The organism is Ruegeria sp. AF1 (genome assembly GCF_056542125.1).
Window position 1 is genome coordinate 93,132 of sequence record NZ_JBQFZG010000002.1, and the last position, 22,094, is coordinate 115,225.

Below are 22,094 nucleotides of genomic sequence, written 5' to 3' on the forward strand. Positions count from 1 at the left end.
AACAGCACGTACTATGTTGAAATCACGGTCAGGCCGAGCCGAAGGATGTAACATGTGCAGACGCTTAGTTTTGGTGCTTCCCCTGCTGCTTGCGGCCTGTGCGGAAGGTGCGCTGCGCGTGCAACCCGCCGCGGATTGGCTGGGTGAAGGGCCGGAGTCCGAAACCATGGCCCAGACCTTTCGCGAAGTCAGCCAGAACATTGGGGCCGAGGCTCGCAGCCAGTGTTTGAAACAATCAAGGCCTCAGAAATGCGATTTCCGGATTCTCGTTGATCTGAACCCACGTGCGCGGGCCAATGCGTTTCAGACATTGGACGACCAGAAGCAACCCACCATAATCTTTACACTTGCGATGATCCGTTCCGCACAAAATGCAGATGAACTGGCTTTTGTCATGGGGCACGAGGCGGCCCATCACGTTTTGGGCCACATCGCACGGCAAAGCGAAAATGCCAGCGCAAGCGCCACTGAGTTTGGAAAGGCGGAAAAGCTGCGCGGGGGTGACGCCGCCGACATAGAAGAGGCTCAGAAAGTGGGCGCGCAGGTTGGTGTTCAGGCTTATGTGAAGGCTTTTGAGCTTGAGGCTGACCAGATGGGCACGATCATTACATATAACGCGGGCTACAACCCGCTGGTTGGGGCGAAGTTCTTTGACCGGATTCCGGATCCTGGCGACAGGTTTCTGGGCACCCACCCACCAAACGCGCAGCGCGTGCACATCGTGCTTGAAACCGCCACGCAACTGGGGCTGACGCAATGACCGATCTTGTGCGCCTTGGCGTAATTTTGACGGATCGCGGGTCGAAATATGCGGTATCTGGCGCGCCTGTGGCGTCGCGCGCGGAAGTTGACGCGGTTCTGGATCAACTGAAGTCCGATAAATCCTATGCCAAGGCCACACATAACACCTGGGCCGCCTCTTTGCCGACCGGTGCACTGAAGGCCGATGATGGGGAAAGCGGGGCCGGTATGGTAATCCTGCGGATGATCGAGCGTGCAGGGCTGGACAATCACGTGATCATCGTCACCCGCTGGTACGGAGGCAAAAAGCTGGGTGGGGACCGCTTTCGCCGCGTTCAGGATGCAACCCGGGCCTATCTGGATCACATCGGCGCCCAATTTTGACCTGTGTCAAAGTATGACGCCCCGGATGCGCTACGATTTCGTAAAGCGCGAAAGGGAAAGGATACAGCATGCCCACCCGAGAGTCCTTGAGGCTTCATGCCGGATTGGTGGACGACATGGCCAGAATGCTGGACATCGATCTTGAGGAAGCAGCCATTGGTGGCAAGGTGTCTTTCGACCAGATTTCCGAGGCAGTTCTGCGATGTACCGATTGTCCAAACCCGGATCATTGTCAGGATCTGCTCAACAAAATGGCGACCGCTGGGCGGACACCGGAATACTGCCGTAACCAGGAGTTACTGCACAAATTGATGCCTTAACTGTCAGGTTCGCCATGCCACGACTCGGTGAAATCATGGCCCATCTTCGTCTGGTACTGCGGATGGGTCAGGTCACAGGAACCGACTTGGCCGCAGCCTATCGGGATGGTCACCTGAAACATGAGGATTGGGCCGAGATCGTGCAACAGTGTCGCGGCTGTACCTGGGCCAGAACCTGTCCGGAGTGGCTGGGACGGCGTGAACAGATTGATCATGCCCCGTGCACATGCCCGAACCGCGGTCGATTCAAGGCCATCAAAGCTTTGCAAGCGGAGAACGCGTGATGCCTCGGGATATTCTGGGTGAGGTCGAAAAGCACTTTTGGATGACGCGCTCTGTTTCCCGCAGCATGGGAATTTCACTGAGCGAAGCCATGGCCGAAGGGCGGTTGTCGCCCGAAGGATACGCTGAACTGGTCACGCGCTGTCGCGCCTCGGGCTGTGGTGCGCAATGCACCAACTGGCTGGCTCAGCGGCAGAATCCAGCGGACACGGCCCCAGATTTCTGTGCAAATTCAGAGACGCTGAACAGATTGAAGGGCTGATCAAAGGTCTTTATGCGTTCCATCGCACAACGGCGCGTTTGCACTGTGTTTGCACCCGCAAAAAAAGACCTTTTTGCTGGCCTCGGCCGTATATTTCACCGGTTCGAACCCGCTGTCTTTATGTGAGCCATCGCAAAAGGGTTGCCGGTTCGACTTTCCACACGCGCACCAGAAATAGGTTTTTCCTTCGGCAACTTCGACTGGAAAAGGGGTTTTCTGGGCAATAACGGGTGTGTCTGACATGTGGCTTCTCCGTATTTGGCTGAAACGTCACACAGTTTAGGACGATGCAGACAAAAAGGTAGCTGTAATGCCGCAAGGATCATCGTTTGGGCTTCGAACTGGCATGGAATCGCTCTTCCTCACAAGGAAGTGACCGTTTTAGTTGCCAGATTGCTGTTCAGCCCGTACTCTGGAAGCGGCCCGAAAAGCTGGGCAATATCAGAAAAGTAATAGAGGATTGACGGACATGAAACTGAAACTTGCAGCCGTTGGCGCATTTGCCCTGGTCCTGACCGCTTGTGCGCAGCAGGAAGAACCGACCCCTGTTTACGTACAACCCGACTATGACAAGTATGGCTCGGCCAGCTGCTCGGCAGGCTATGAACTGGCAACAACCGAAGCAGGTCAAACCGTCTGCAACCCGGTTTCTCAGTAAGCTTTTCGCAGGCGGTTTGACTACGGACCGCCTGCACCATTTTCAGGAATTTTCGCCGCCATTCATGGCGGTTTTTTCTACCTGAACTGTACTTCGTAACTATTGACCCGAAAACACTATGGGGCAGGCTACTGGCGTTAAACGGGTTTCCCCCACAGATCGTATTCCCCCGCCTCGTCCACTTCGACGGTGACGATATCGCCGGGTTTGAAGCCTTCGAAGCCCTCGTCAATGAACAGGTTGCCGTCGATCTCGGGAGCGTCCGATTTGGTGCGGCAGGTGGCGGCTTCGTCATCCACGTCGTCGACGATTACTTGAAGCGTTTGTCCGACTTTAGCCTGCAACTTGGCTTCTGAAATGGCCTGAGCCTTTTCCATGAAGCGATCCCACCGCTCTTGCTTGACTTCGGCCGGGACGTGATCGGGCAGGTCGTTTGAGCGCGCACCGTCCACGTTTTCGTATTGAAAACAGCCGACACGATCCAGTTGCGCCTCGTCCATCCAGTCCAGCAGGGCTTGGAATTCGGCCTCGGACTCACCCGGATAGCCAACGATAAAGGTCGAACGCAGGGTGATATCGGGGCAGATTGCGCGCCAGGCTTGGATTTCGTCCAGAGTTTTGGCCGCTGCGGCGGGGCGGGCCATCCGTTTCAGAACATCCGGGTGGGCGTGCTGGAACGGGATATCCAGATACGGCAATATGTTGGACCCGGCATCCGCCATCAGGGGGATCAACTCGCGCACATGTGGATAGGGATAGACATAGTGCAGCCGCACCCAGGCATCCATCTGACCCAGTTCACGGGCCAGATCGGTGATGTGGCTGCGCACCTCGCGGTCTTTCCACGGGTTCACATCGTATTTCCGGTCCAGCCCATAGGCCGAAGTATCCTGCGAGATCACCAACAGTTCGCGCACGCCGTTTTCGACCAGCTTTTCCGCCTCGCGTAGAACCGCATGGGCCGGACGGCTGGCCAGTTTTCCTCGCATATCGGGGATGATGCAGAACTTGCATTTGTGGTTACAGCCCTCTGAGATTTTCAGATAACTGTAGTGGCGGGGGGTCAATCGAACGCTGCTGGCGGGCAGCAGATCGACGAACGGGTCAGGGTCAGGGGGAACGGCGGCGTGAACCGCATCCAGTACCTGTTCGTACTGATGCGGACCGGTGACCGCCATGATGCGGGGGTGGTGCTCGCGGATGTAATCCGGTTCGGCCCCCAGACAGCCGGTGACGATGACCTTGCCGTTTTCAACCAGCGCCTCTCCGATTGCGTCCAGCGATTCTGCCTTGGCGCTGTCGAGGAACCCGCAAGTGTTCACAATGACGGCATCGGCCCCGGCATAATCGGGCGAAATGCCGTATCCTTCAGCACGAAGCCGGGTCAGAATGCGTTCGCTGTCGACCAAAGCTTTTGGACAGCCCAGCGACACCATGCCGATCGTCGGCTGGTTTGAACGGGGTGTCTCGGTGATCCGGGCGGCCGGAGCCAGGTCGGGGCGGAGGTTTGGCGGGTTCGTCGTCATGGCGCGGCATATAGTGGGGAAAGCTTCCTCTTGCAAATGTGACGTGCGATTTGAATGATCGCGGCAAAGACAAGCCAAAAGGCGGAGAGCAGATCATGAAATGGCTGATACGCATCCTGTTTATTGTTGTGGCAGTGATTGCGCTGGTAATTGGCGCGCTTTTGCTGATGCCCGGAGACAAGCTTGGCGCGATTCTGGCTGAGCAGGTCAAAGCCCAGACCGGGCGCGAACTGAGATTGAGCGGCGACGTGCGCCTGTCGTTCTGGCCGGTGCTGGGGATGGAAACCGGGCCCGTGCGTTTTGGGAACGCCAGCTGGGCCGGGCCAGAGCCGATGCTGAGCGCTGATAGCCTTGCCGTGGGCGTGGATGCTGCTGCGCTTTTGAATGGGGATCTGCGGATCAAACGCGTTTTCGCGGAAAACCCGGTGCTGCGGCTGGAGCGTTCGCAAGGGCGCGGAAACTGGGAGCTGAGCGCGCCTGTGACCACCGCGACGGCCACACCGTCTGCAGGGACGGTTCCGGCCAGCGCATCGTCGGCCGTAACTTTGGAAGAGTTGCAGCTTAATAATGCGCGACTGATCTATGTGGAAGACGGTGCCACGCAGATGGACTTTCCGGATGTAACCTTGTCGGCCAGTTGGCCTCAGGTCACTGCACCGATGGTAATGGAGGCATCAATGCCTGTACCCGGAGGTGCTGTTCAGGTCGATCTGAAGATTCCGGACTTGCCAGCCTTTGCCGCAGGGTCCGTAACCGCGCTTGAATTGGCCCTGACTGCACCGGGCGGCAAGATCGGCTTTGACGGCCACGTCAATCTGGCCGGAGAGATGGACGGAACCACAAAGATCATCACCCAAGATACAGAAAAGATGCTGGCGGCCTTCGGTCAGGCGGGCGTGACTGTGCCGTCTGGATTGGGTAACGTTGCCGATATCTCTGCGCAAATGACCTATACGCGGGACGGTCGGATTTCCCTGCGAAATATGACAGCGCAGTTGGATGGCAACCGGTTTGTCGGAGAGGCGGATATCACCATTTCCGATCCCCCTCAGATCGTCGCACGCCTGGATGCGGGCGATCTGGACCTGTCGAAGATATCCGAAACCGGCACCGGGTCGGGTGGCGCGTCTCAACCTGCCTCACCAGCTCAGGAAGGTTGGTCAAAAGACCCAATCGACGCATCCGCGTTGGCTTTGGCGAATGGCAATATTCGCCTGACGGCCAACTCAATCGCAGTTCCCGGCATGACGTTTGGGAAAAGTGACCTGACGCTGACACTGGATCACGCGCGGGCGGTTCTTGCGATGCATCCGGCGACGTTGTTTTCGGGTCAGTTGAACGGGCAGGTGGTTGCCAACAATCGCAATGGCCTGTCCGTGGGCGGCAAGGTGACGGCAAGTGAGATTGATCTGAAACAGGCATTGTCAACGTTGGCCGGTGTCGAACGCCTGTCGGGAAGCGCGGCAGGAACCATTGAGTTTCTGGGTGTCGGTCAGTCTGAGGATCAAATCATGCGCTCTCTCAGCGGGAAGGGAAATCTGGATGTCGGGACGGGGGTAATATCCGGTTTCGATCTGGATCGACTTATGGGGCAGGGGACCGGATCGGGCGGAACAACGGTGTTCAACAGCCTGTCGGCCAGCTTCATCATCGATCAGGGTGTATTGACGAATAACGATCTGCTTATGTCGCTCAAGAATTACCGCGCCGATGGTCAGGGGGTCGTGGGGCTGGGTGCGCGCAGTATCGATTATCTGTTCACGCCTGTAGCTTTGCGTGCCAATTCGGGGCAGGGCATCTCGGTGCCTGTGCGTATCGTTGGCCCGTGGAGCAACCCGTCAATCAAGCCGGACCTGACCAAGGTCATCGAAGCGGCGGCAGATGTGAAGGTCAAAGAGCTGGAAAACGACGCGAAACAGAAAGTTTTCGAGAAGGTTGGAAACGAGCTGGACACCACCATCACGGACAGCGATCAGATCGAAGATGCGCTCAAGAACAAGCTTGAAGAAGAGGCGAAGAAAGGGCTGCTCAAACTGTTTGGCGGCAACTGAGCGAGTGTTGCGCTTGGGGCAATCAGATATGCCCCAAGCAGTTTTCTTCAGATGGTCTGGTCGTAATCTCCAACACCGGGTTCGGTTCTGATCACCGCATCGATATCGGCAAAGATCGCCCGCATCTCAGCTTCGCTTTCGCTGCTTTCACACACGACCACCAGATTGGGTGTGTTGGATGAAGCCCGCACCAGCCCCCAACTGCCATTGTCCAGAATGACACGTGCGCCGTTCACTGTAACGACCTCCTTGATCGCGCGGCCAGCAAATGTCTCATTAGCTTCGCTTTTGGCAACCAGCTTGTCGACCAGTCGCTGCAGGATATCGTATTTTTCGGTATCTGCTGCATAGGGTGACATGGTGGGCGTCGACCAGGTCTTGGGCAGAGCTTTGCGCAGGTCGGACATGCTTTGATCCGGGTTGCGGTCCATCAGTTTACAGATCTCGACCGCGACGCGCATTCCGCAGTCATAACCGCGCCCGACCGGCTCGGCCAGAAAGTAATGGCCCGACTTTTCAAACCCAGCCAGCGCACCGATTTCCTTGACGCGCCGTTTCATGTGGCTGTGGCCGGTTTTCCAGTAATCTACCTTGACGCCAAGGGCCTGTAGCTCGGGATCGCTGGCAAACAGGCCGGTAGATTTCACATCTGCGACAAAGGTCGATCCGGGGTGCAGCTTGGCCAGATCGCGGGCCATGATCACGCCCACCTTGTCGGCAAAGATTTCTTCGCCTTCATCATCTACGACGCCACAACGATCACCGTCACCGTCAAACCCAAGTGCCAGATCGGCACCGCTGGATTTTACCGTTGCCGCCATGTCATGCAGCATTTCCATCGCTTCGGGGTTCGGGTTGTAATTCGGGAAAGTGTAATCCAGCCGATTATGGCTGGGGACGACCTCAACCCCCATCCGTTCGAAGATTTCGGGCGCAAAGGCCGAAGCGGTGCCGTTTCCGGTTGCGCAGACAATCTTTAGCGGGCGGGACACTTTGAAATCACCGACGAGGTCGTCGATATACGCTTCCTTCACGCCCTCGACGAATTCCCAAGATCCACCCTCATGCGCCTGACCTTCGCCGTTCAGAACGATGTCGCGCAATTCAGACATCTCGTCGGGGCCGTGTGTCAAAGGGCGGTCAAAGCCCATTTTGACCCCAGTCCAGCCGTTTGGATTGTGGCTGGCCGTAACCATCGCCACGGCCGGTACATCCAGATGAAACTGTGCGAAATAGGCCATCGGGCTAAGCGCAGGGCCAATGTCTTTCACGCGGATACCGGCCTGTATCAAACCCAGGATCAGGGCGTTTTTGATCGCCAGTGAATAGTCACGGTAATCGTTTCCTACAGCGATCACGGGCTCGATCCCGCGCCTGCGCATTTGCGTGCCAAGTCCTAGGCCAAGCGCCGTCAGGCCCGGCAGGTTAATCTCTTCCGGATATTTCCATCGGGCGTCGTATTCGCGAAACCCGGTGGGTTTGATCATTGCGTCGCGGAGAAAGCTCCAGGTGTTTGGTGTTACCTCGGGAATCGGTTTGGTCATAACAAGTCTCAATCGTTAAATCTGAATAGGATCAGCTTTGGCCAGCGCATCGAAGCGCATCAAAGTGTCAATGAGTTGGGGCATCTGATCCAACGGAATCATGTTGGGCCCATCCGAAGGGGCATTGTCCGGATCTTGGTGTGTTTCAATGAACACCGCGCCAATACCCAGCGACACGGCGGCGCGCGCCATGACCGGAGCAAATTCGCGTTGCCCGCCCGAGGATCCACCTTTTCCACCCGGTTGCTGCACGGAATGGGTCGCATCCATCACCACCGGATAACCGGTTTGGGCCATTTGCGGCAGGGACCGCATATCAGCCACCAGCGTGTTATAGCCGAAAGAAGTGCCACGTTCGGTCAGCAAGATATTATGATTCCCCGTGCTTTCGATCTTGGACACGATATTGGGCATCTCCCACGGCGCGAGAAACTGACCCTTTTTTACATTGACCACTGCGCCGGTATTGCCCGCAGCGAGCAGCATATCCGTCTGGCGGCACAAAAACGCCGGGATTTGCAGGACGTCTACCGCCTCGGCGGCGATGGCGCACTGCGCTTCGGTATGAACATCGGTCAGGACCGGAATGCCCATCGATTTGCGGATGCTATCCAGAACCTGCAACCCCGCATCAATGCCCATGCCGCGCTTGCCGGACAGCGAGGTCCGGTTTGCCTTGTCATAAGATGCTTTGAAGACATATTGCGCACCGGCTGCGTCGCAGGCCTCTTTCATCTTGCCAGCAATCATCTGCGCGTGGTCTGCCGTTTCAAGCTGGCAGGGGCCTGCAATGATGGTCAGCGGAAGGTCGTTGCCGACTGTCAGGTCGGAGATTTTTACATGTTTCATGAGTCTTATGAGGATACCTGTTCACGAAGGACCGACGCGGTAAGCGAGATCATGAGGTAGATACCAGCAAACAACAGGAATGCCAAAATCGTATTTTCGAACTTGCGCGGATAGCTGGGTTCCTGACTGGGGATCGGGTTCACCGAGACGGTCAGATAACGCACCTGCCGATTGGCTTCGGATCGGGTCGATTCCATTTGCTGCATTGCCGTTTGCAGCATCATGTCCCGCGCCGCCAGATCCGCCTGAGCGATCTGGATGCGCACGCTCAACCGCGCCAGCGAATTTTCGCCATCGGAAGCATCCTGCATCTCGGCATTCAGTTGTTCCAGCACCTTTTCAAGCCGGGCAATGTCAGCCTTGACACCGTCAACCTTGGCTTTGTTCGGGCGCAGGTTGTCCTGCAGGGCGGCAAGTTCAAGCTCTTTGTCCTGCACCAATATCTCGATCTCGTTGATGCGGGCGCGCAGGCTGGCAATGACATTCTCGGGGTCCAGCACCGCCCCTTGAAGCTGAAGCTCGATCAATTCCTCCTGCGCCTGCCGCCGCGCCTCCTGCGCCGCTTCAAAGCTTTCCAATGCATCGCGCATCTGGTCTTCGCGCTTCTTGCCGGACAGGGCATTCACCCGATCTTCGGCGTAAGAGATCAAACGCTCCGAGAACTCGGTCGAGGTCTGTGCGTCCGGTGCTACAACCTCCATCCGAATGACCCCTTCGGTTGGGTCATACCCGATGGTGATCATGCGTTTGAACAGCTTGTATGCGTCTTCCAGCGTGGCGTCGGGTGAAAGCCTTTGAATCGGATCAATCTTTTCCTGCCTGAAGACATCGGAAAACCCTGCGTCCCGATCCAGCAGCAACAAAGCCTCTTTCGACTCCAGGAAAGACTGAACCGAGATGGAATCCTGCGTGGTGGCGAATTGCGTCCCGGCAAGCAGCCCGCCGATAGAGCCTGGCCCGCCATCGGCTTGCAGGATCAGAAACTCGGAATCGCTGGCATACATCGGGGTGGCGATGCGATAGAAATAGAACCCCACAACAAAGGTCGGCAGGAACACAAAAGCGGCCAAACGTGCGAAAAGGCCAAACAGCTTACGCCTGCGTCGACGCGCGATGTCCTTCTGAATCTGACCGATTTCAAGGTTGCGCCGCTCAGCCGGGCTGAGCTCGGGTCCCGGAAGGTTCGGTGTGCTTGCGCCAATGGATTGCGGCAACTGAATGCTGATCTTGTCTTTGACCTTCGAACTGTCGCCCTGTGCCGAGGGCTTTGCCGCGGCAAGATCAAGAAGGTTCGTGCGCTGAAACGGATCAATGCCTTTCTTGCGCAGCAAGCGCACCGCATCATAGTCCGATGTTGCTGCCAGTCCGTGTTTCTGCGCCAGTTTTCGCGCGATGCGCAACTGGCGGCCTGTCAGGCCTTCGCGCTTGATGTCGTCAATTTGCGTGCCTGGCTGAGCCTCGGCCGCTGGTGCCTGGCCTTGCGTCGCGCCCCGTATGCGAGAGATTGCATCCGCACGCGCCTCGGCCGAATCTTCCACCTGACGATTGTTGCGCCAGTTGTACTTTCTAACCTTGGGTTTCGTAGTCATATAGCTGCTTTGCCTCTTCCAAGGAGTCAAACATGTACAATTGCCCGTCCAGCAGAACGGCGGCTTGCTGAGCGAATTTCTCCAATACAGTCGGGCTGTGCGACACGATCACCAAAGTCGTAGTGCGCAACCTTTCCTTCAGGATCGCCCCTGCCTTTTCGTTGAATTCAACATCGGTAGATGCTGGCATCCCTTCATCGACAAGATACATGTCGAAATCCAGCGCCAGCATCAAAGAAAACGTGAATCGTGATCGCATCCCCGAAGAATAGGTAGACAACGGCTGTTCGAAATATTCACCCAAGCCGCAGAGCCATTTGCAATACGCCTCAACATAGTCCGGGTCCATGCCGTAAATCTTGGCGATGTATCGCGCGTTCTCAAGCGCTGACAACTTGCCGGTTACACCCCCGGTAAAACCCATGGGAAAAGAGACCCGGCATTCGCGGCGGATCACACCTTCGTCGGGCTTTTCCAGACCGGCCATCATGTTGATCAGTGTGGTTTTGCCAGTACCATTCGGGGCCAGAACGCCCAGCGACGTACCCAGTTCGACACGGAACGAGACCCTGTCCAGGATCACCTTGCGGCGCGTCCCGGTCCAGAAGGACTTGCTGACATTGTCGAACTCTAGCATTCGGGGCCTGCTGCTCGTTTCCGTTGTGTCGCCGCGCTTTCAGGCGGTCAGAAAGGATGGTTTTTACCAATCCATGTTGGCTACATTATGTCGAATTATGAAACAAATGTTCAATGCGTTGCTGCCAAACCCGCAAACAACTGATCGGTTGTCGGCAATTCCGCTGCACTTCTGGTAATCTGCCGCACCTTTATTATGTGGTTTCACACCTGATCTTTGCAAAACAGCTTTGGGAGGTTACGCAACCAGATGGAAAATCTAGATGGCGAAATCCGCGCGTGCCGCCTGTGCGCTGCGTCCTTTGCGCAAACCAAAACTGCTCATGAACCCCGCCCGGTGGTTTGGTTTCGGCGCGGAACACCCATCCTGATCGCAGGGCAGGCACCGGGTGCGCGCGTGCACGAGTCGGGGCAGCCCTTTACTGACCCGTCAGGCGACAGGCTGCGCCACTGGCTTGGGGTCGATGCACCTGTGTTTTATGATCGTGACCTCGTGTCGATAGTGCCCATGGCATTCTGTTTCCCCGGCTATGATGCCCGCGGCTCTGACCTTCCTCCGCCCGCGATATGCGGCAATACCTGGCATGACAGGGTGATGCAGGAACTGGGGCAGGTGCCGTTGACGGTGTTGGTCGGTGGTCATGCGCATAAATATCATCTGGGCGCGCGGGGTTCGGTGACGGACACCGTTCGGAACTGGCAGGACCATGCGCCGCGGGTCTTTGCCTTGCCTCATCCGTCCTGGCGGAATACGGCATGGGTAAAGAAAAACCCGTGGTTCGAGGCAGAACTACTGCCGGTTCTGCGCGCGCGGGTCCAAGAGGTGCTGAATGACTGAAACCACAGCGTTGGACACGGCGCATGCCGCGATGCTGGCAGATCCGCAGAACGATGCTGCCCGTCTGCGGTTTTTTGAACGGCTTGCTGATAGTGAGCTGTTCTTGATGCTGACAGAAGAAGCGGTGGGCGAAAACATCTCGCCCGAAGTGTTCGATGTGGCCGACGGGCGCTTTGTGTTGGCTTTCGACCGCGAGGAACGATTGGCGCAGTTTGCGGGGAGGCCTGTGCCTTATGTTGCGCTGTCGGGGCGTGTGTTGTCGGCGATGCTGGCAGGGCAGGAGATCGGGTTGGGCCTGAACCTGGAAACTGCCCCATCATCCATGCTGGTGCCTGCCGAGGCCTTGGGCTGGCTGGCCGAAACGTTGCTGCATGGCCCGGAAGAGGTCGAGGAAAAGCTTGCCGAGTTCATGCCGCCCGCCGGTTTGCCAGACAGCCTGTTGACCGCCCTTGATGCAAAGCTGGCAACTGCTGGCGGCCTTGCCAGTGCGGCCTATCTGGTCGCCACGAAATCAGAAGCGGGCGCTCAGGGTCATTTGCTAGGGTTTGTCGGAGCGGTTGAAGGGGCCGAGCCAGCGCTGGCCAAGGCAGCTTCGGAGGCGTTGACGTTTTCAGGTATCGAGGCGGGGGCGATGGATGTCGGGTTCTTTGCCACAGATGACGCCGCTGCCGCGCTGCTAGCGAAGACGGGGCTTCGCTTTGACCTGCCCGAACCGCAGGTTGCAGATCTGGTGCGCGAGGTACCGGGCAGCAATCCCGCGAAACCACCAATTCTGAAGTAACGACCAAAACGCAAACACGCGGCGCATATTGCGCCGCGTGGCACTAGGATGGGACGCTGCTATTCCGCAGCAGCTTCCAGTTTGTCTTGCGTGCGTGTTTCGAAATCGCTGGCGTCGTGGCGCTCGTGAAGCTGCGTGTGCGGCTCGCCAAAGGCGCGGTTGACCATACGGCCACGCTGAACCGCAGGCCGCGCGTCAATCGCCTTGGCCCAACGCACCACGTTCTTGTAGGATTCCGCGTCAAGGAACTCTGCCGCGCTATAAAGTCGGCCCAGAACCAGCTGACCGTACCACGGCCAGATCGCCATGTCGGCGATCGTATATTCCTCGCCCGCGATATAGGTCTTGTTCGCCAATTCCCTGTCCAGAACGTCCAACTGGCGTTTTGCCTCCATCGCGAAGCGGTTGATCGGGTATTCCCACTTTTCAGGCGCGTAGGCGTAGAAATGGCCAAACCCGCCGCCCAGATAAGGGGCGCTGCCCATTTGCCAGAATAGCCAGTTCATGACTTCGGTCCGTTCCGGCCCGGACGCGGGCAGAAACTCTCCGAACTTCTCAGCCAGATGAAACAGGATCGAGGCGCTTTCAAACACCCGAACCGGCTTGTCGCCAGAGCGATCCCAAAGGGCGGGGATTTTCGAGTTTGGGTTGACCTCGACAAACCCTGAACCGAACTGGTCGCCATCGCTGATGTTGATCAGCCAGGCGTTGTATTCAGCGCCTTCGTGACCCAATGCCAGCAACTCTTCCAGCATTACGGTGACTTTGACACCGTTGGGCGTGGCAAGGGAATACAACTGCAAAGGGTGACGTCCAACCGGCAGGTCCTTGTCATGAGTTGCGCCGGCAATAGGTCGGTTAATGTTGGCGAACTGTCCGCCACTTTCACTGTCCCATGTCCAGACTGCTGGGGGGGTATACGAAGATTGGTCGCTCATGTCTTGCCTTTCATGCCTTTGTCCGGGCCGCGTTCGGTGCAGTCTTACAGGTAGTGTTGCAATCCGCCGAGTCCAACCCAGCTTTTCCGGCTTAATTTGTAATAATCCGCGACCAAACTCTCACGTTTGCTCGAGAGGGGTCACAGCGGCGCGAGGAGGGCTACGAACAGAATGGGAATCGCATATTGTTTTGCCAGACCTGCCATCACGGCGTCACCGATACCGCTGGTACGAAAAGGATAAACTACATGAAACGCTTTGCTTTGACCTTTGCTGCGGCCCTGGCCCTGGCCGTTCCGGCATTTGCTGGGCCGCAATATATTGACGGCACAGGGTTTGCCGTCTCGGGGTATGATGTTGTCGCCTATCGCAACCTGGATCAGGTACCGGTAGGTCAGCCACAGCACGAAGGCGTGCGTGGCAATGCCAGCATCACTGCCGAATACAATGGTGCAACCTGGGCATTCTCGTCCGAGGAAAACCGCGACAAATTTCTGGAAAACCCGGCCTATTATGCGCCGCAATATGATGGGCACTGCGCCTATGGCGTGTCGCGCGGTGGCAAGGTTCCGGCAAACCCGAACTTGTGGCGGATCGTTGACGACAAGCTGTATCTCAACATCACGGATGTGGTCGTCGGGTTCTTCGAAGAAGACATTCCGGGCAACATCAACCTTGCTGAAGGCAACTGGCCGGGTATCGAGCCGTCTGACGCCTCGACCAGCGTGATCCCGAAATTTACCTCGGAAGGTCCGGTGAAAAACTGACCCGGCCAAAATTGCACAAAGCCCGGCTTACCCAGCCGGGCTTTTTCGTTCAGCCAGCAAGCCAGAACTGATCCCGTATCGTCTGGTCGGCGTCAAACCGAATCCTGACGCTCTTGGCACCCGGAAATTTGCGCTCTCGGATCGTATCGGGAATGACGACTTCCCCAGCGCCCGTGTCGCTGGATTGAAAGCTCAGGATTTCCGCTGTGGTGTGCCGCGCACTGGTCAGAACGGTCGTTGGCAAAGCCACACGATTTGGGCCCTGATTGACCGGTGTTGTGACGAAGTAAGTCAGGTGTCGCCCATAGCATCCGACCGCGTCGGGAACATGGTCAGCAACACTACTGCAGCATTTGGGTTGAATACCCGGCTGACTGTTCATATGCGACAGCGCTTGCCCAGGATTCAGCATCGCCTCGCAGGCGGCAATATCCTCCTGCGGAAGCTCGATGATACGTTTTTTCAGCCGCGCCCGACGTGGTTGTGGCGGGCCAGCAGCGGCGCCGCCCTTTGTCGCGAGCCCTTCTTTGCGCAGAAAATCATAGGCTGCCTTGGCGCGCGAAAACCCGGAACTGTCGCCTTCCTTATGATCCGGATGCGTGTGAAAGGCGATGTGACGCCAGGCCTCTCGTATTTCACTGGAATTGGCAGACGGGTTCAGGCCCAGATCTGCCAGGGCATCCGTGCGTGCCCTGACCTTATCGACAGGTTCCATACTCAAAACACTCATTAAAAACTACACACCCCTAGTGTTGCCGAGGGCATGGTTTTGTCAAATCTCACGTTTGATTGAGAGGAAAGCTGACAACAATCGCGATGCGAAGATTCCATTGTTCCGCAAAGGCGTGAATTCGCGGATGCGACTGTGAAACAGGTCGCGCATAAGAAAAGGAAAACGCCCGGGCATGTTCGTAACTCGGGCGAATCATTGGATTTTTCAGATGTCAGGCGACGTTTTGCAGATCGACTTGTGGTGTAATCCCAAGGGCAAAGCACACATCGCGCGTCAGTTCGGGACGGTTCAGGGTATAGAAATGCAGCTTGTCCACGCCACCTTCGATCAGGTCCGAGCACAACTCGGTGCAGATCGCAGTTGCCAGCAGATCCTCACGCCCGTCGCGCACGGCCTTTTCAAAGGCTTGTTCGACCCAATCGGGAATATGCGTGTCGCAGCTTTTGGCGAACTTGCGCGCGCCTGCCCAGTTTTCTATAGGCAGAATGCCCGGAACGATCGGTTTGTCGATGCCCGCCTTGGCGCAGGCGTCACGGAAACGGAAGAAGGTTTCGGCCTCGAAAAAGAACTGCGTCAGGGCTTCGTCAGCGCCCGCGTCAAGTTTGGCCTTCAGCCAGTCCACGTCTGCTGACATGTCCGCAGCTTCAGGGTGTTTGTCAGGATAGGCCCCGACACGGATGCTGAACATTTCGGTTTCAGCCAGCGCCTCAATCAACTCAATCGAACTGTTAAAGCCTTCTGGGTGCGGTACGAACCGGTCGTGCCCTTTCGGCGGGTCGCCCCGCAGGGCCACGATGTCCTGCACGCCCGCACGTGCGAATGTGTCGGCGATTTCCAGCGTTTCCTGCCGCGAAGCGTCGACACAGGTCAGATGCGCGGCGACGTTCAGGCCAGACGATTTATGCAGGGTTGCGACCGCGTCGCGCGTCAGTTCCCGGGTCGTACCGCCTGCACCGTAGGTGACGGAAACAAAACGAGGCTCCAGCGGTGCCAATGTCTGGACCGTATCCCAAAGGCGGAAAGAAGCCTCCAGAGTTTTGGGCGGAAAGAACTCGAATGAAATTTCGGGTTTGGACATGGCTGCCTCACTGGATCAACTGACTATCTTGTGCCATGACAGGCATTGTGAGACAAACTCATATTATTCAACAACAACATGAACGATACTTGAGATGCACATTGAATTCCGGCACCTGCGAACCATCAAGGCGATCCATGAATGTGGTGGGTTGGCACGCGCTGCCGACCAATTGAACATCACCCAATCCGCATTGAGTCATCAGGTCAAAGGGTTGGAGGATCAGGCCGGGGTCGAGCTTTTTCTGCGACGTTCAAAGCCGATGAAGCTGTCAGCCGCCGGTTTGCGTCTGCTGCGGTTGGCCGAGCAGATCCTGCCGCAGGTCGAGGCGGCACAGAATGAGTTTTCATCGCTGCGGGACGGGCGTACCGGACGGATGCATATCGCCATCGAATGTCACGCATGTTTCGAATGGCTGTTTCCGGTTCTCGAATCCTTCAGGAAATCCTGGGGCGACGTGGATGTAGATATTCGACCCGGTCTGGCCTTCGACGCCCTTCCAGCCTTGCAGAAGGAAGAGGTTGATCTGGTGGTCTCATCCGATCCCGAAGATCTGCCGGGTGTCGAGTTTGTGGAACTGTTTGACTACAACCCCGTCTTTGTCGCTGCATCAGCCCATCCACTGGCGGAAAAAGCCTATATCGAGGCTGAGGATTTCCGAGGCCAGACTCTGATCACCTACCCGGTGGAGCGCACACGTCTGGACGTGTTCAGCCAATTGTTGATCCCTGCACGGGTCGAACCTGCCTCGATCAGGCAGGTGGAACTGACAGCTGTCATCCTGCTTCTGGTGGCATCAAACCGAGGCATCTCGGTTCTGCCGGATTGGGTCGTGCGCGAGGTCAAATACAACTCGGACTATGTGACCCGGCCCCTGACTAAAGAGGGGATCACGCGTCGCCTTTATGCAGCGGTCCGATCAGATGATCTGGATAAACCCTACGTGCAGGAACTGGTGAAACTGGCCCGCGAAGAGGCGCGCAAGCTGCAATCCCGGTAGAGGCGTTTTCTGCGGGTCTGTTATGCGTATCATTCCTCTTGGCAAGGAAGCCTTGCGGCAGTATACGCGCGGTTTGACCGGACAGGAGCCCTTTTACAATGGTTGGCAGTGCAAATCTCAACATCATGATCAAGGCCGCGCGCAAGGCGGGGCGTTCTTTGGTCAAGGACTTTCGTGAAGTCGAGAATCTGCAGGTGTCGATGAAAGGCGCGGGCGACTTTGTCTCCAAGGCCGACATCGCGGCCGAGGCCATCCTGAAGGACGAATTGCTGGGCGCACGCCCGACCTATGGCTGGCTGGCCGAAGAGGGCGGTTTCATCGACGGAGAAGACCCGACCCGCCGCTGGATCGTCGATCCGCTGGACGGCACCACCAATTTTCTGCATGGCCTGCCGCATTGGGCAATTTCGATTGCACTGGAACATAAGGGCAAGATCGTTGCTGGCGTGATCTATGATGCTGCCAAGGATGAGATGTTCTTTGCTGAAAAAGGCGAAGGTGCGTGGATGAACGACACCCGAATTCGTGTGTCGGGGCGTCACCGCATGATTGAATCGATCTTTGCAACCGGCCTGCCCTTTGGGGGTCGTTCTGACCTGCCTGCAACCCTGCAGGATCTGGCGCGTCTGATGCCCGTCTGCGCCGGTGTGCGCCGTTGGGGGGCTGCGGCGCTTGACATGGCATATGTGGCCGCGGGTCGGTACGAAGGTTTCTGGGAACGCCGCCTGAACGCGTGGGATGTTGCCGCCGGTATCATCATCGTGAAAGAGGCGGGCGGCTTCGTACAGGCCCTGAACCCCGAAGGCAATGTGCTGGAAGATGGTGAAGTGATCTGTTCGAATGAACCGATATTTGATCAATTCGCCAAAGTCATCCGGGGCTGATCGTCCCTTAGCCCAGCTTTATCGACGCGGAACGCGCGGAATACGTGACTGCGACAGCTTGTACGTTGCCTCTGGGTGGGGCGGGTGCCCGTGCGTGCGGTTCCAAAACTGCACGCCACCGCGCCGCAGCCACAATGGCACGCATAGGAGCAGGCCCACGGCAAACCCGCCGGTATGGGCCCAATAGGCGATACCGCCTTCGTCCGGGTTGCTGGTGACGCTGCCAAAGAACTGAATCGCCAGCCATACGCCCAGCATGATGAAAGCGGGGATGGTAAAGACCCTGAAATAGACAACCAGGATCAGCAGAATATCCACACGCGCCTTGGGAAACAGCAGCAGGTATCCACCCATGACACCCGCAATCGCGCCCGAGGCGCCGACGGTAGGCACCTGAGAGTCCGGCCCTGTAATCACATGGATCAGACCTGCGCCGATACCTGCGACCAGATAGAACAGCAAAAAGGGCAGATGGCCCATTTCGTCTTCCAGATTGTCGCCGAATATCCATAAGAACAGCATGTTCCCGGCAAGATGCATCCAGCCCCCATGCAGGAACATGGATGTCACAAGGGTTTCCAGACCAACCCCATCACTGACCCGCGCCGGGATGATGGCATAGTCGAAGAACAGCCGGTTGATAAGTGGCGCATCATTCATGATCCCCACATAGCTGAGGAAGATCAGGATGTTGGCCGCCAATAAGGCGTAGACAACATAAGGCGTGCGCCCTGAGGGGTTATGGTCGCGGATCGGAAACATGAGGTGACGCTGGGCTTTTGCGCGCCCAGCGTCAAGACAAGCTTATGCCGCACCTCCCAACAACGCAGCGTTTCCACCGGCTGCGGTCGTATCGACACACACATGGCGTTCACCCAGCACACGCGCGCGGTCGGGTCTGCCCGGAATCAGGGGCACAATGGGACCGTTCCGGCGGGCCAGGTGCTGTTCGATCTGCTGCGCGGTTTCAGCGTCGCCCCACCAAAGGACACCCGAGATACCGGTCAGGTTCTCCAACCGGTGAAGGTCAAGCATTCCGGTTGCCTGAATGGCCGTGCCACCCAGCGCCAGTACGGCGTCAGCCTGCACGCGCGCTGCCGTTTCCCCCGGCCCCATGCACAGAAGAGGCGGGCGGGGATATTCGCTCAGCCGGTTCGATTCTCCGGTTGGGCCGGGCAGAGAACGGGTCCGGATTGGGGCAGGCTGGCCCTGAGGAGCAGGTAGGTCTCCCAAATGCTCCCAGGTTTCTGTCGTGGTTTGCCGATCCGGTGCACAGAACCGGGCCATGTAATTCGGGCCGCCCGCCTTCGGACCGGTGCCTGACAGCCCTTCACCGCCAAAAGGTTGGGAGCCAACGATGGCACCGATCTGATTGCGGTTTACATAGATGTTTCCGGCATGGATAGCTTCGGTCACATGCTGCACCCGGTCGTCGATCCGGGTTTGCAGGCCAAAGGTCAGCCCGTATCCGGTTGCGTTGATATCCGCGATGACCTTGTCGATCTCCTGCGCTTTGAATCTTACCACGTGCAACACGGGGCCAAAAATCTCACGCTTCAGCGCGGCAATGCCCGAGATTTCGATCAACGTTGGGGCAACAAAGATGCCTTCGGGCGGCAGCGGCAGCTCTTTCAGAACGCGTCCTTCGGCCCGTGCCGTAGCGACGTGATCGGCGATGACCTGCCGGGCCTGCGCGTCGATCACCGGGCCGCAATCGGTAGAGATCAGCCAGGGGTCGCCGATGCGCAGGGCATCCATTGCCCCTTTGAGCATGGTCAGCACGTCATCTGCGATATCCTGTTGCAGGTACAGGCATCGCAGTGCCGAACACCGCTGGCCTGCGGATTGAAAGGCACTTTCAATGATCGATTGCACAGCCTGTTCCGGAAGTGCAGTGCTGTCAACGATCATGGCGTTCAGGCCGCCGGTTTCCGCGATCAGCGGGGTGCCGGGGCGCATGGACCCAGCCATTGCCGACCGTATCCTGAGAGCGGTTGCCGTTGAACCGGTGAAGGCCACGCCCGAGACGCGCGCATCCGATGTCAGCGCCGCGCCTACGGCCGGACCACCCGGCAGCAATTGCAGCGCGTCGCGCGGCACACCAGCCTCATGCAGCAATTGAATGGCGCGGTGCGCGATCAGGGGTGTCTGCGGCGCAGGCTTGGCCAAAACGGCGTTCCCGGTCGCCAAAGCAGCCGAAATCTGCCCGGAAAAAATCGCCAGCGGGAAGTTCCACGGGCTGATGCAGGTAAATATGCCAGCGGGCTCGGCATCAGGAATGTTGGCGGCGTAGTAACGTAGGAAATCCACCGCCTCACGCAGTTCCGCCACCGCGTCGGGCAGCGACTTGCCAGCCTCACGCGCCAGCAGGGCGAACAACTCGCCGTAATGTGTTTCATAAAGATCGGCGGCAGAGTTCAGGATACGGGCACGTTCGACTGCCGGGGCCTGCCATGGCTTTGCCGAAGCCAGCGCCAGTTCCACATCTGCTTCACTCGCCGGAGCCACCGCGCCGGGCTTGTCGGCAGGATTCGCCGGGTTGATTACCTGCTCATCCGCTTGGGGTTTGGCAGCGTCAGCCAGCAAGGGTTGTGCATACCAGTGATACGCGCGGAACTGGTCCCGCGCTGCGTCAACCTTGTCCAGCGTCGGGGTGTGGTGCAGATCGAAGCCCTTGGAATTGGGGCGATCCGGCTGGAACAGTTCGGGGCCGGTGGGCAGCGGGGGCGGAGGCGTTTGAACAGTAACAAACGGATCTGCGGCAACCACTTCCGGCGGGACGTTATCGTCGACAATCTGGTTGACGAAGGATGAGTTCGCTCCGTTTTCCAGCAGACGCCGCACAAGGTAGGCCAGCAGGTCACGATGCGCGCCAACCGGTGCATAAATGCGGCAGCGGGTCTTCTGCCTGTTCATCACAAGCTGATGCAATGTCTCGCCCATGCCATGCAGGCGCTGAAATTCAAAAGGCTGACCTTCGGCCATGTGCAGGATGGCGCTGACTGTATGGGCGTTGTGGGTGGCGAATTGCGGATAGATCCGGTCTGTCATGCCCAGCAATTTGCGCGCATTGGCGATATAGGACACATCGGTGACCGCCTTGTGGGTGAAGACGGGAAAGCCGTCCACACCTTCGACCTGCGCGCGTTTGATCTCGGTATCCCAATAGGCGCCTTTGACCAGACGGACCATCAGCTTGCGATCGTGGCGTTCCGCCATGTCATAGAGCGTGTCCAGAACCAGCGACGCGCGTGGCCCATAAGCCTGAACCACGATGCCGAACCCATCCCAGCCGGCCAGCGCCGGATCGGACATCACCGCCTCAATCACCTGCAGTGACAAAGACAGGCGATCCGCCTCTTCGGCGTCGACGTTTAGCCCCATACCAGCGGCCTTGGCCAAAAGGGCCAGCGCCCGCAGTCGGGGAACCAGTTCATCCATCACGCGCTTTTCCTGCGCCAATTCATAACGGGGATGCAGGGCTGACAACTTGACTGAAATTCCCGGGTTGGCGCGGATATCCTCATGGGTGCAGGCTTCGGCGATGACCGAGATGGCGCGTGAATACGACAGGTGATATCGCGCGGCGTCCGCCTCGGTTCGCGCGGCCTCTCCCAGCATGTCGTAGGAGTAGGTATATCCCTTGTTTTCCATCCCGCGCGCACGCTCCATCGCGGCGTTGATGGATTCACCTAACACGAATTGCCGCCCCATTTCCTTCATCGCCCGCGACACGGCGGTACGGATCACGGGTTCACCCAATCGCTTGATGGCCCCGCGCAGGGCGCCAACAGGCGAGGCCTTGCCTTCGTCCAGAACCTTGCCCGTCAGCATCAGCGCCCAAGTTGAGGCGTTCACCAAGGATGAAGACGAGTGCCCAAGATGCTTGCCCCAGTCCGAAGGGGCAATTTTGTCTTCAATCAACGCGTCAATCGTGTCGGCATCCGGCACGCGCAACAGCGCTTCGGCCAGGCACATCAGGGCGACGCCTTCGTCGGTGGACAGGCCGTATTCGGCCAAAAACACCTCCATCAACCCCGGAGACGTGCTGGAGCGGATGTCGCGCACAAGCTGCGCGGCGGCGGCGCTGATGGCGGCGCGGTCTGTGGCGCTCAGGCTGGCCTGAGAGATCAGGGTTTCAAGGATCGCCGACTGGTCAGCATAGGTTGAGGTGTCGATTAATGTACGCAGGGTATGAGACATGAGTCCTCCGGTCTTTGTGCCAATATACCT

Annotated in this window: 23 protein-coding genes; 12 read left to right on the forward strand and 11 right to left on the reverse strand. The window is 57.9% G+C overall.

Annotated elements, in window-relative coordinates; all coding sequences use genetic code 11:
• Nucleotides 1-52: 52 nt before the first annotated feature.
• The 5 genes from ACR0BK_RS05005 (at nucleotide 53) to ACR0BK_RS05025 (ending at nucleotide 1,989) form a co-directional block, all read left to right on the forward strand.
• Nucleotides 53-760: a M48 family metallopeptidase gene (locus ACR0BK_RS05005; RefSeq protein WP_480553947.1), complete on the forward strand. Its 708-nt coding sequence runs from the start codon at nucleotides 53-55 to the stop codon at nucleotides 758-760.
• Complete coding sequence (locus tag ACR0BK_RS05010; protein ID WP_480475541.1) at nucleotides 757-1,125, forward strand: YigZ family protein; 369 nt, start codon at nucleotides 757-759, stop codon at nucleotides 1,123-1,125. The genes ACR0BK_RS05005 and ACR0BK_RS05010 overlap by 4 nt, the downstream gene beginning before the upstream one ends.
• A 68-nt stretch (nucleotides 1,126-1,193) precedes the next feature.
• The gene (locus ACR0BK_RS05015) at nucleotides 1,194-1,445 is read left to right on the forward strand and encodes a DUF6455 family protein (RefSeq protein WP_480475543.1); all 252 of its coding nucleotides are present in this window, start codon (nucleotides 1,194-1,196) and stop codon (nucleotides 1,443-1,445) included.
• 14 nt (nucleotides 1,446-1,459) lie between these two features.
• Nucleotides 1,460-1,729, forward strand: a complete 270-nt coding sequence (locus ACR0BK_RS05020) for a DUF6455 family protein (RefSeq protein ID WP_480553948.1) — start codon at nucleotides 1,460-1,462, stop codon at nucleotides 1,727-1,729.
• Nucleotides 1,729-1,989 (forward strand): DUF6455 family protein, encoded by a 261-nt coding sequence (locus ACR0BK_RS05025; RefSeq protein ID WP_480553949.1) that lies wholly within the window; start codon nucleotides 1,729-1,731, stop codon nucleotides 1,987-1,989. Before ACR0BK_RS05020 ends, ACR0BK_RS05025 begins: the two co-directional genes overlap by 1 nt.
• Here the strand turns inward: ACR0BK_RS05025 and ACR0BK_RS05030 are convergent, their stop codons facing one another.
• Nucleotides 1,990-2,232, reverse strand: coding sequence for a CDGSH iron-sulfur domain-containing protein (locus tag ACR0BK_RS05030; protein WP_480475549.1), 243 nt, complete (start codon nucleotides 2,230-2,232; stop codon nucleotides 1,990-1,992).
• Nucleotides 2,233-2,458: 226 nt separating this feature from the next.
• Between ACR0BK_RS05030 and ACR0BK_RS05035 the strand changes: the two genes are divergently transcribed.
• Complete coding sequence (locus ACR0BK_RS05035; RefSeq protein WP_209504738.1) at nucleotides 2,459-2,647, forward strand: hypothetical protein; 189 nt, start codon at nucleotides 2,459-2,461, stop codon at nucleotides 2,645-2,647.
• Between the two features lie 137 nt (nucleotides 2,648-2,784).
• On the opposite strand, the gene rimO is transcribed toward ACR0BK_RS05035, so the two are convergent.
• Nucleotides 2,785-4,173, reverse strand: a complete 1,389-nt coding sequence (gene rimO, locus ACR0BK_RS05040) for a 30S ribosomal protein S12 methylthiotransferase RimO (RefSeq protein ID WP_480553950.1) — start codon at nucleotides 4,171-4,173, stop codon at nucleotides 2,785-2,787.
• A 95-nt stretch (nucleotides 4,174-4,268) separates the two neighbouring features.
• On the opposite strand from rimO, the gene ACR0BK_RS05045 reads away from it, so the two are divergent.
• A complete protein-coding gene (locus tag ACR0BK_RS05045) occupies nucleotides 4,269-6,224 on the forward strand; it encodes an AsmA family protein (protein ID WP_480553951.1) in 1,956 nt (651 codons plus the stop codon).
• Between the two features lie 47 nt (nucleotides 6,225-6,271).
• On the opposite strand, the gene ACR0BK_RS05050 is transcribed toward ACR0BK_RS05045, so the two are convergent.
• The 4 genes from ACR0BK_RS05050 to ACR0BK_RS05065 are packed head-to-tail and all read right to left on the reverse strand — an operon-like array spanning nucleotide 6,272 to nucleotide 10,843.
• A complete protein-coding gene (locus tag ACR0BK_RS05050; RefSeq protein ID WP_480553952.1) occupies nucleotides 6,272-7,768 on the reverse strand; it encodes a phosphomannomutase/phosphoglucomutase in 1,497 nt (498 codons plus the stop codon).
• A 15-nt stretch (nucleotides 7,769-7,783) separates the two neighbouring features.
• Nucleotides 7,784-8,617 (reverse strand): 3-deoxy-8-phosphooctulonate synthase, encoded by an 834-nt coding sequence (kdsA, locus tag ACR0BK_RS05055; protein WP_480475557.1) that lies wholly within the window; start codon nucleotides 8,615-8,617, stop codon nucleotides 7,784-7,786.
• Nucleotides 8,618-8,622: 5 nt separating this feature from the next.
• Nucleotides 8,623-10,206: a capsule biosynthesis protein gene (locus tag ACR0BK_RS05060; protein WP_480475559.1), complete on the reverse strand. Its 1,584-nt coding sequence runs from the start codon at nucleotides 10,204-10,206 to the stop codon at nucleotides 8,623-8,625.
• Nucleotides 10,184-10,843, reverse strand: coding sequence for an ABC transporter ATP-binding protein (locus ACR0BK_RS05065; RefSeq protein WP_209504732.1), 660 nt, complete (start codon nucleotides 10,841-10,843; stop codon nucleotides 10,184-10,186). The genes ACR0BK_RS05060 and ACR0BK_RS05065 overlap by 23 nt, the downstream gene beginning before the upstream one ends.
• A gap of 249 nt (nucleotides 10,844-11,092) precedes the next feature.
• On the opposite strand from ACR0BK_RS05065, the gene ACR0BK_RS05070 reads away from it, so the two are divergent.
• Nucleotides 11,093-11,680 (forward strand): uracil-DNA glycosylase family protein, encoded by a 588-nt coding sequence (locus ACR0BK_RS05070; protein ID WP_480519099.1) that lies wholly within the window; start codon nucleotides 11,093-11,095, stop codon nucleotides 11,678-11,680.
• Nucleotides 11,673-12,461 (forward strand): SseB family protein, encoded by a 789-nt coding sequence (locus ACR0BK_RS05075; protein ID WP_480553953.1) that lies wholly within the window; start codon nucleotides 11,673-11,675, stop codon nucleotides 12,459-12,461. The genes ACR0BK_RS05070 and ACR0BK_RS05075 overlap by 8 nt, the downstream gene beginning before the upstream one ends.
• 59 nt (nucleotides 12,462-12,520) lie before the next feature.
• On the opposite strand, the gene yghU is transcribed toward ACR0BK_RS05075, so the two are convergent.
• Nucleotides 12,521-13,399, reverse strand: a complete 879-nt coding sequence (yghU, locus tag ACR0BK_RS05080; protein WP_480553954.1) for a glutathione-dependent disulfide-bond oxidoreductase — start codon at nucleotides 13,397-13,399, stop codon at nucleotides 12,521-12,523.
• 248 nt (nucleotides 13,400-13,647) lie between these two features.
• Between yghU and ACR0BK_RS05085 the strand changes: the two genes are divergently transcribed.
• A complete protein-coding gene (locus ACR0BK_RS05085; RefSeq protein WP_480553955.1) occupies nucleotides 13,648-14,166 on the forward strand; it encodes a YHS domain-containing (seleno)protein in 519 nt (172 codons plus the stop codon).
• Nucleotides 14,167-14,215: 49 nt separating this feature from the next.
• Here ACR0BK_RS05085 and ACR0BK_RS05090 read toward each other — a convergent pair whose 3' ends face one another.
• Both ACR0BK_RS05090 and metF read right to left on the reverse strand, forming a co-directional pair.
• Nucleotides 14,216-14,881 carry a DnaJ domain-containing protein gene (locus ACR0BK_RS05090; protein WP_480553956.1) on the reverse strand — a complete coding sequence of 222 codons (666 nt, stop codon included), beginning with the start codon at nucleotides 14,879-14,881 and terminating at the stop codon, nucleotides 14,216-14,218.
• A gap of 229 nt (nucleotides 14,882-15,110) precedes the next feature.
• Nucleotides 15,111-15,977, reverse strand: a complete 867-nt coding sequence (gene metF, locus ACR0BK_RS05095) for a methylenetetrahydrofolate reductase [NAD(P)H] (RefSeq protein WP_480553957.1) — start codon at nucleotides 15,975-15,977, stop codon at nucleotides 15,111-15,113.
• 94 nt (nucleotides 15,978-16,071) lie between these two features.
• Here metF and ACR0BK_RS05100 point away from each other — a divergent pair, with 94 nt between their 5' ends.
• Both ACR0BK_RS05100 and ACR0BK_RS05105 read left to right on the forward strand, forming a co-directional pair.
• Entirely contained in the window at nucleotides 16,072-16,977 is a 906-nt protein-coding gene (locus ACR0BK_RS05100) for a LysR family transcriptional regulator (RefSeq protein WP_480553958.1), read from the forward strand.
• Nucleotides 16,978-17,075: 98 nt separating this feature from the next.
• Nucleotides 17,076-17,861, forward strand: a complete 786-nt coding sequence (locus tag ACR0BK_RS05105; protein ID WP_480553959.1) for an inositol monophosphatase family protein — start codon at nucleotides 17,076-17,078, stop codon at nucleotides 17,859-17,861.
• An 18-nt stretch (nucleotides 17,862-17,879) separates the two neighbouring features.
• Here ACR0BK_RS05105 and ACR0BK_RS05110 read toward each other — a convergent pair whose 3' ends face one another.
• On the reverse strand, nucleotides 17,880-18,623 hold the full coding sequence (locus tag ACR0BK_RS05110) for a rhomboid family intramembrane serine protease (protein WP_480553960.1): 744 nt from the start codon (nucleotides 18,621-18,623) through the stop codon (nucleotides 17,880-17,882).
• A 42-nt stretch (nucleotides 18,624-18,665) separates the two neighbouring features.
• Nucleotides 18,666-22,064: a bifunctional proline dehydrogenase/L-glutamate gamma-semialdehyde dehydrogenase PutA gene (putA, locus tag ACR0BK_RS05115; protein WP_480553961.1), complete on the reverse strand. Its 3,399-nt coding sequence runs from the start codon at nucleotides 22,062-22,064 to the stop codon at nucleotides 18,666-18,668.
• Nucleotides 22,065-22,094 lie beyond the last annotated feature (30 nt).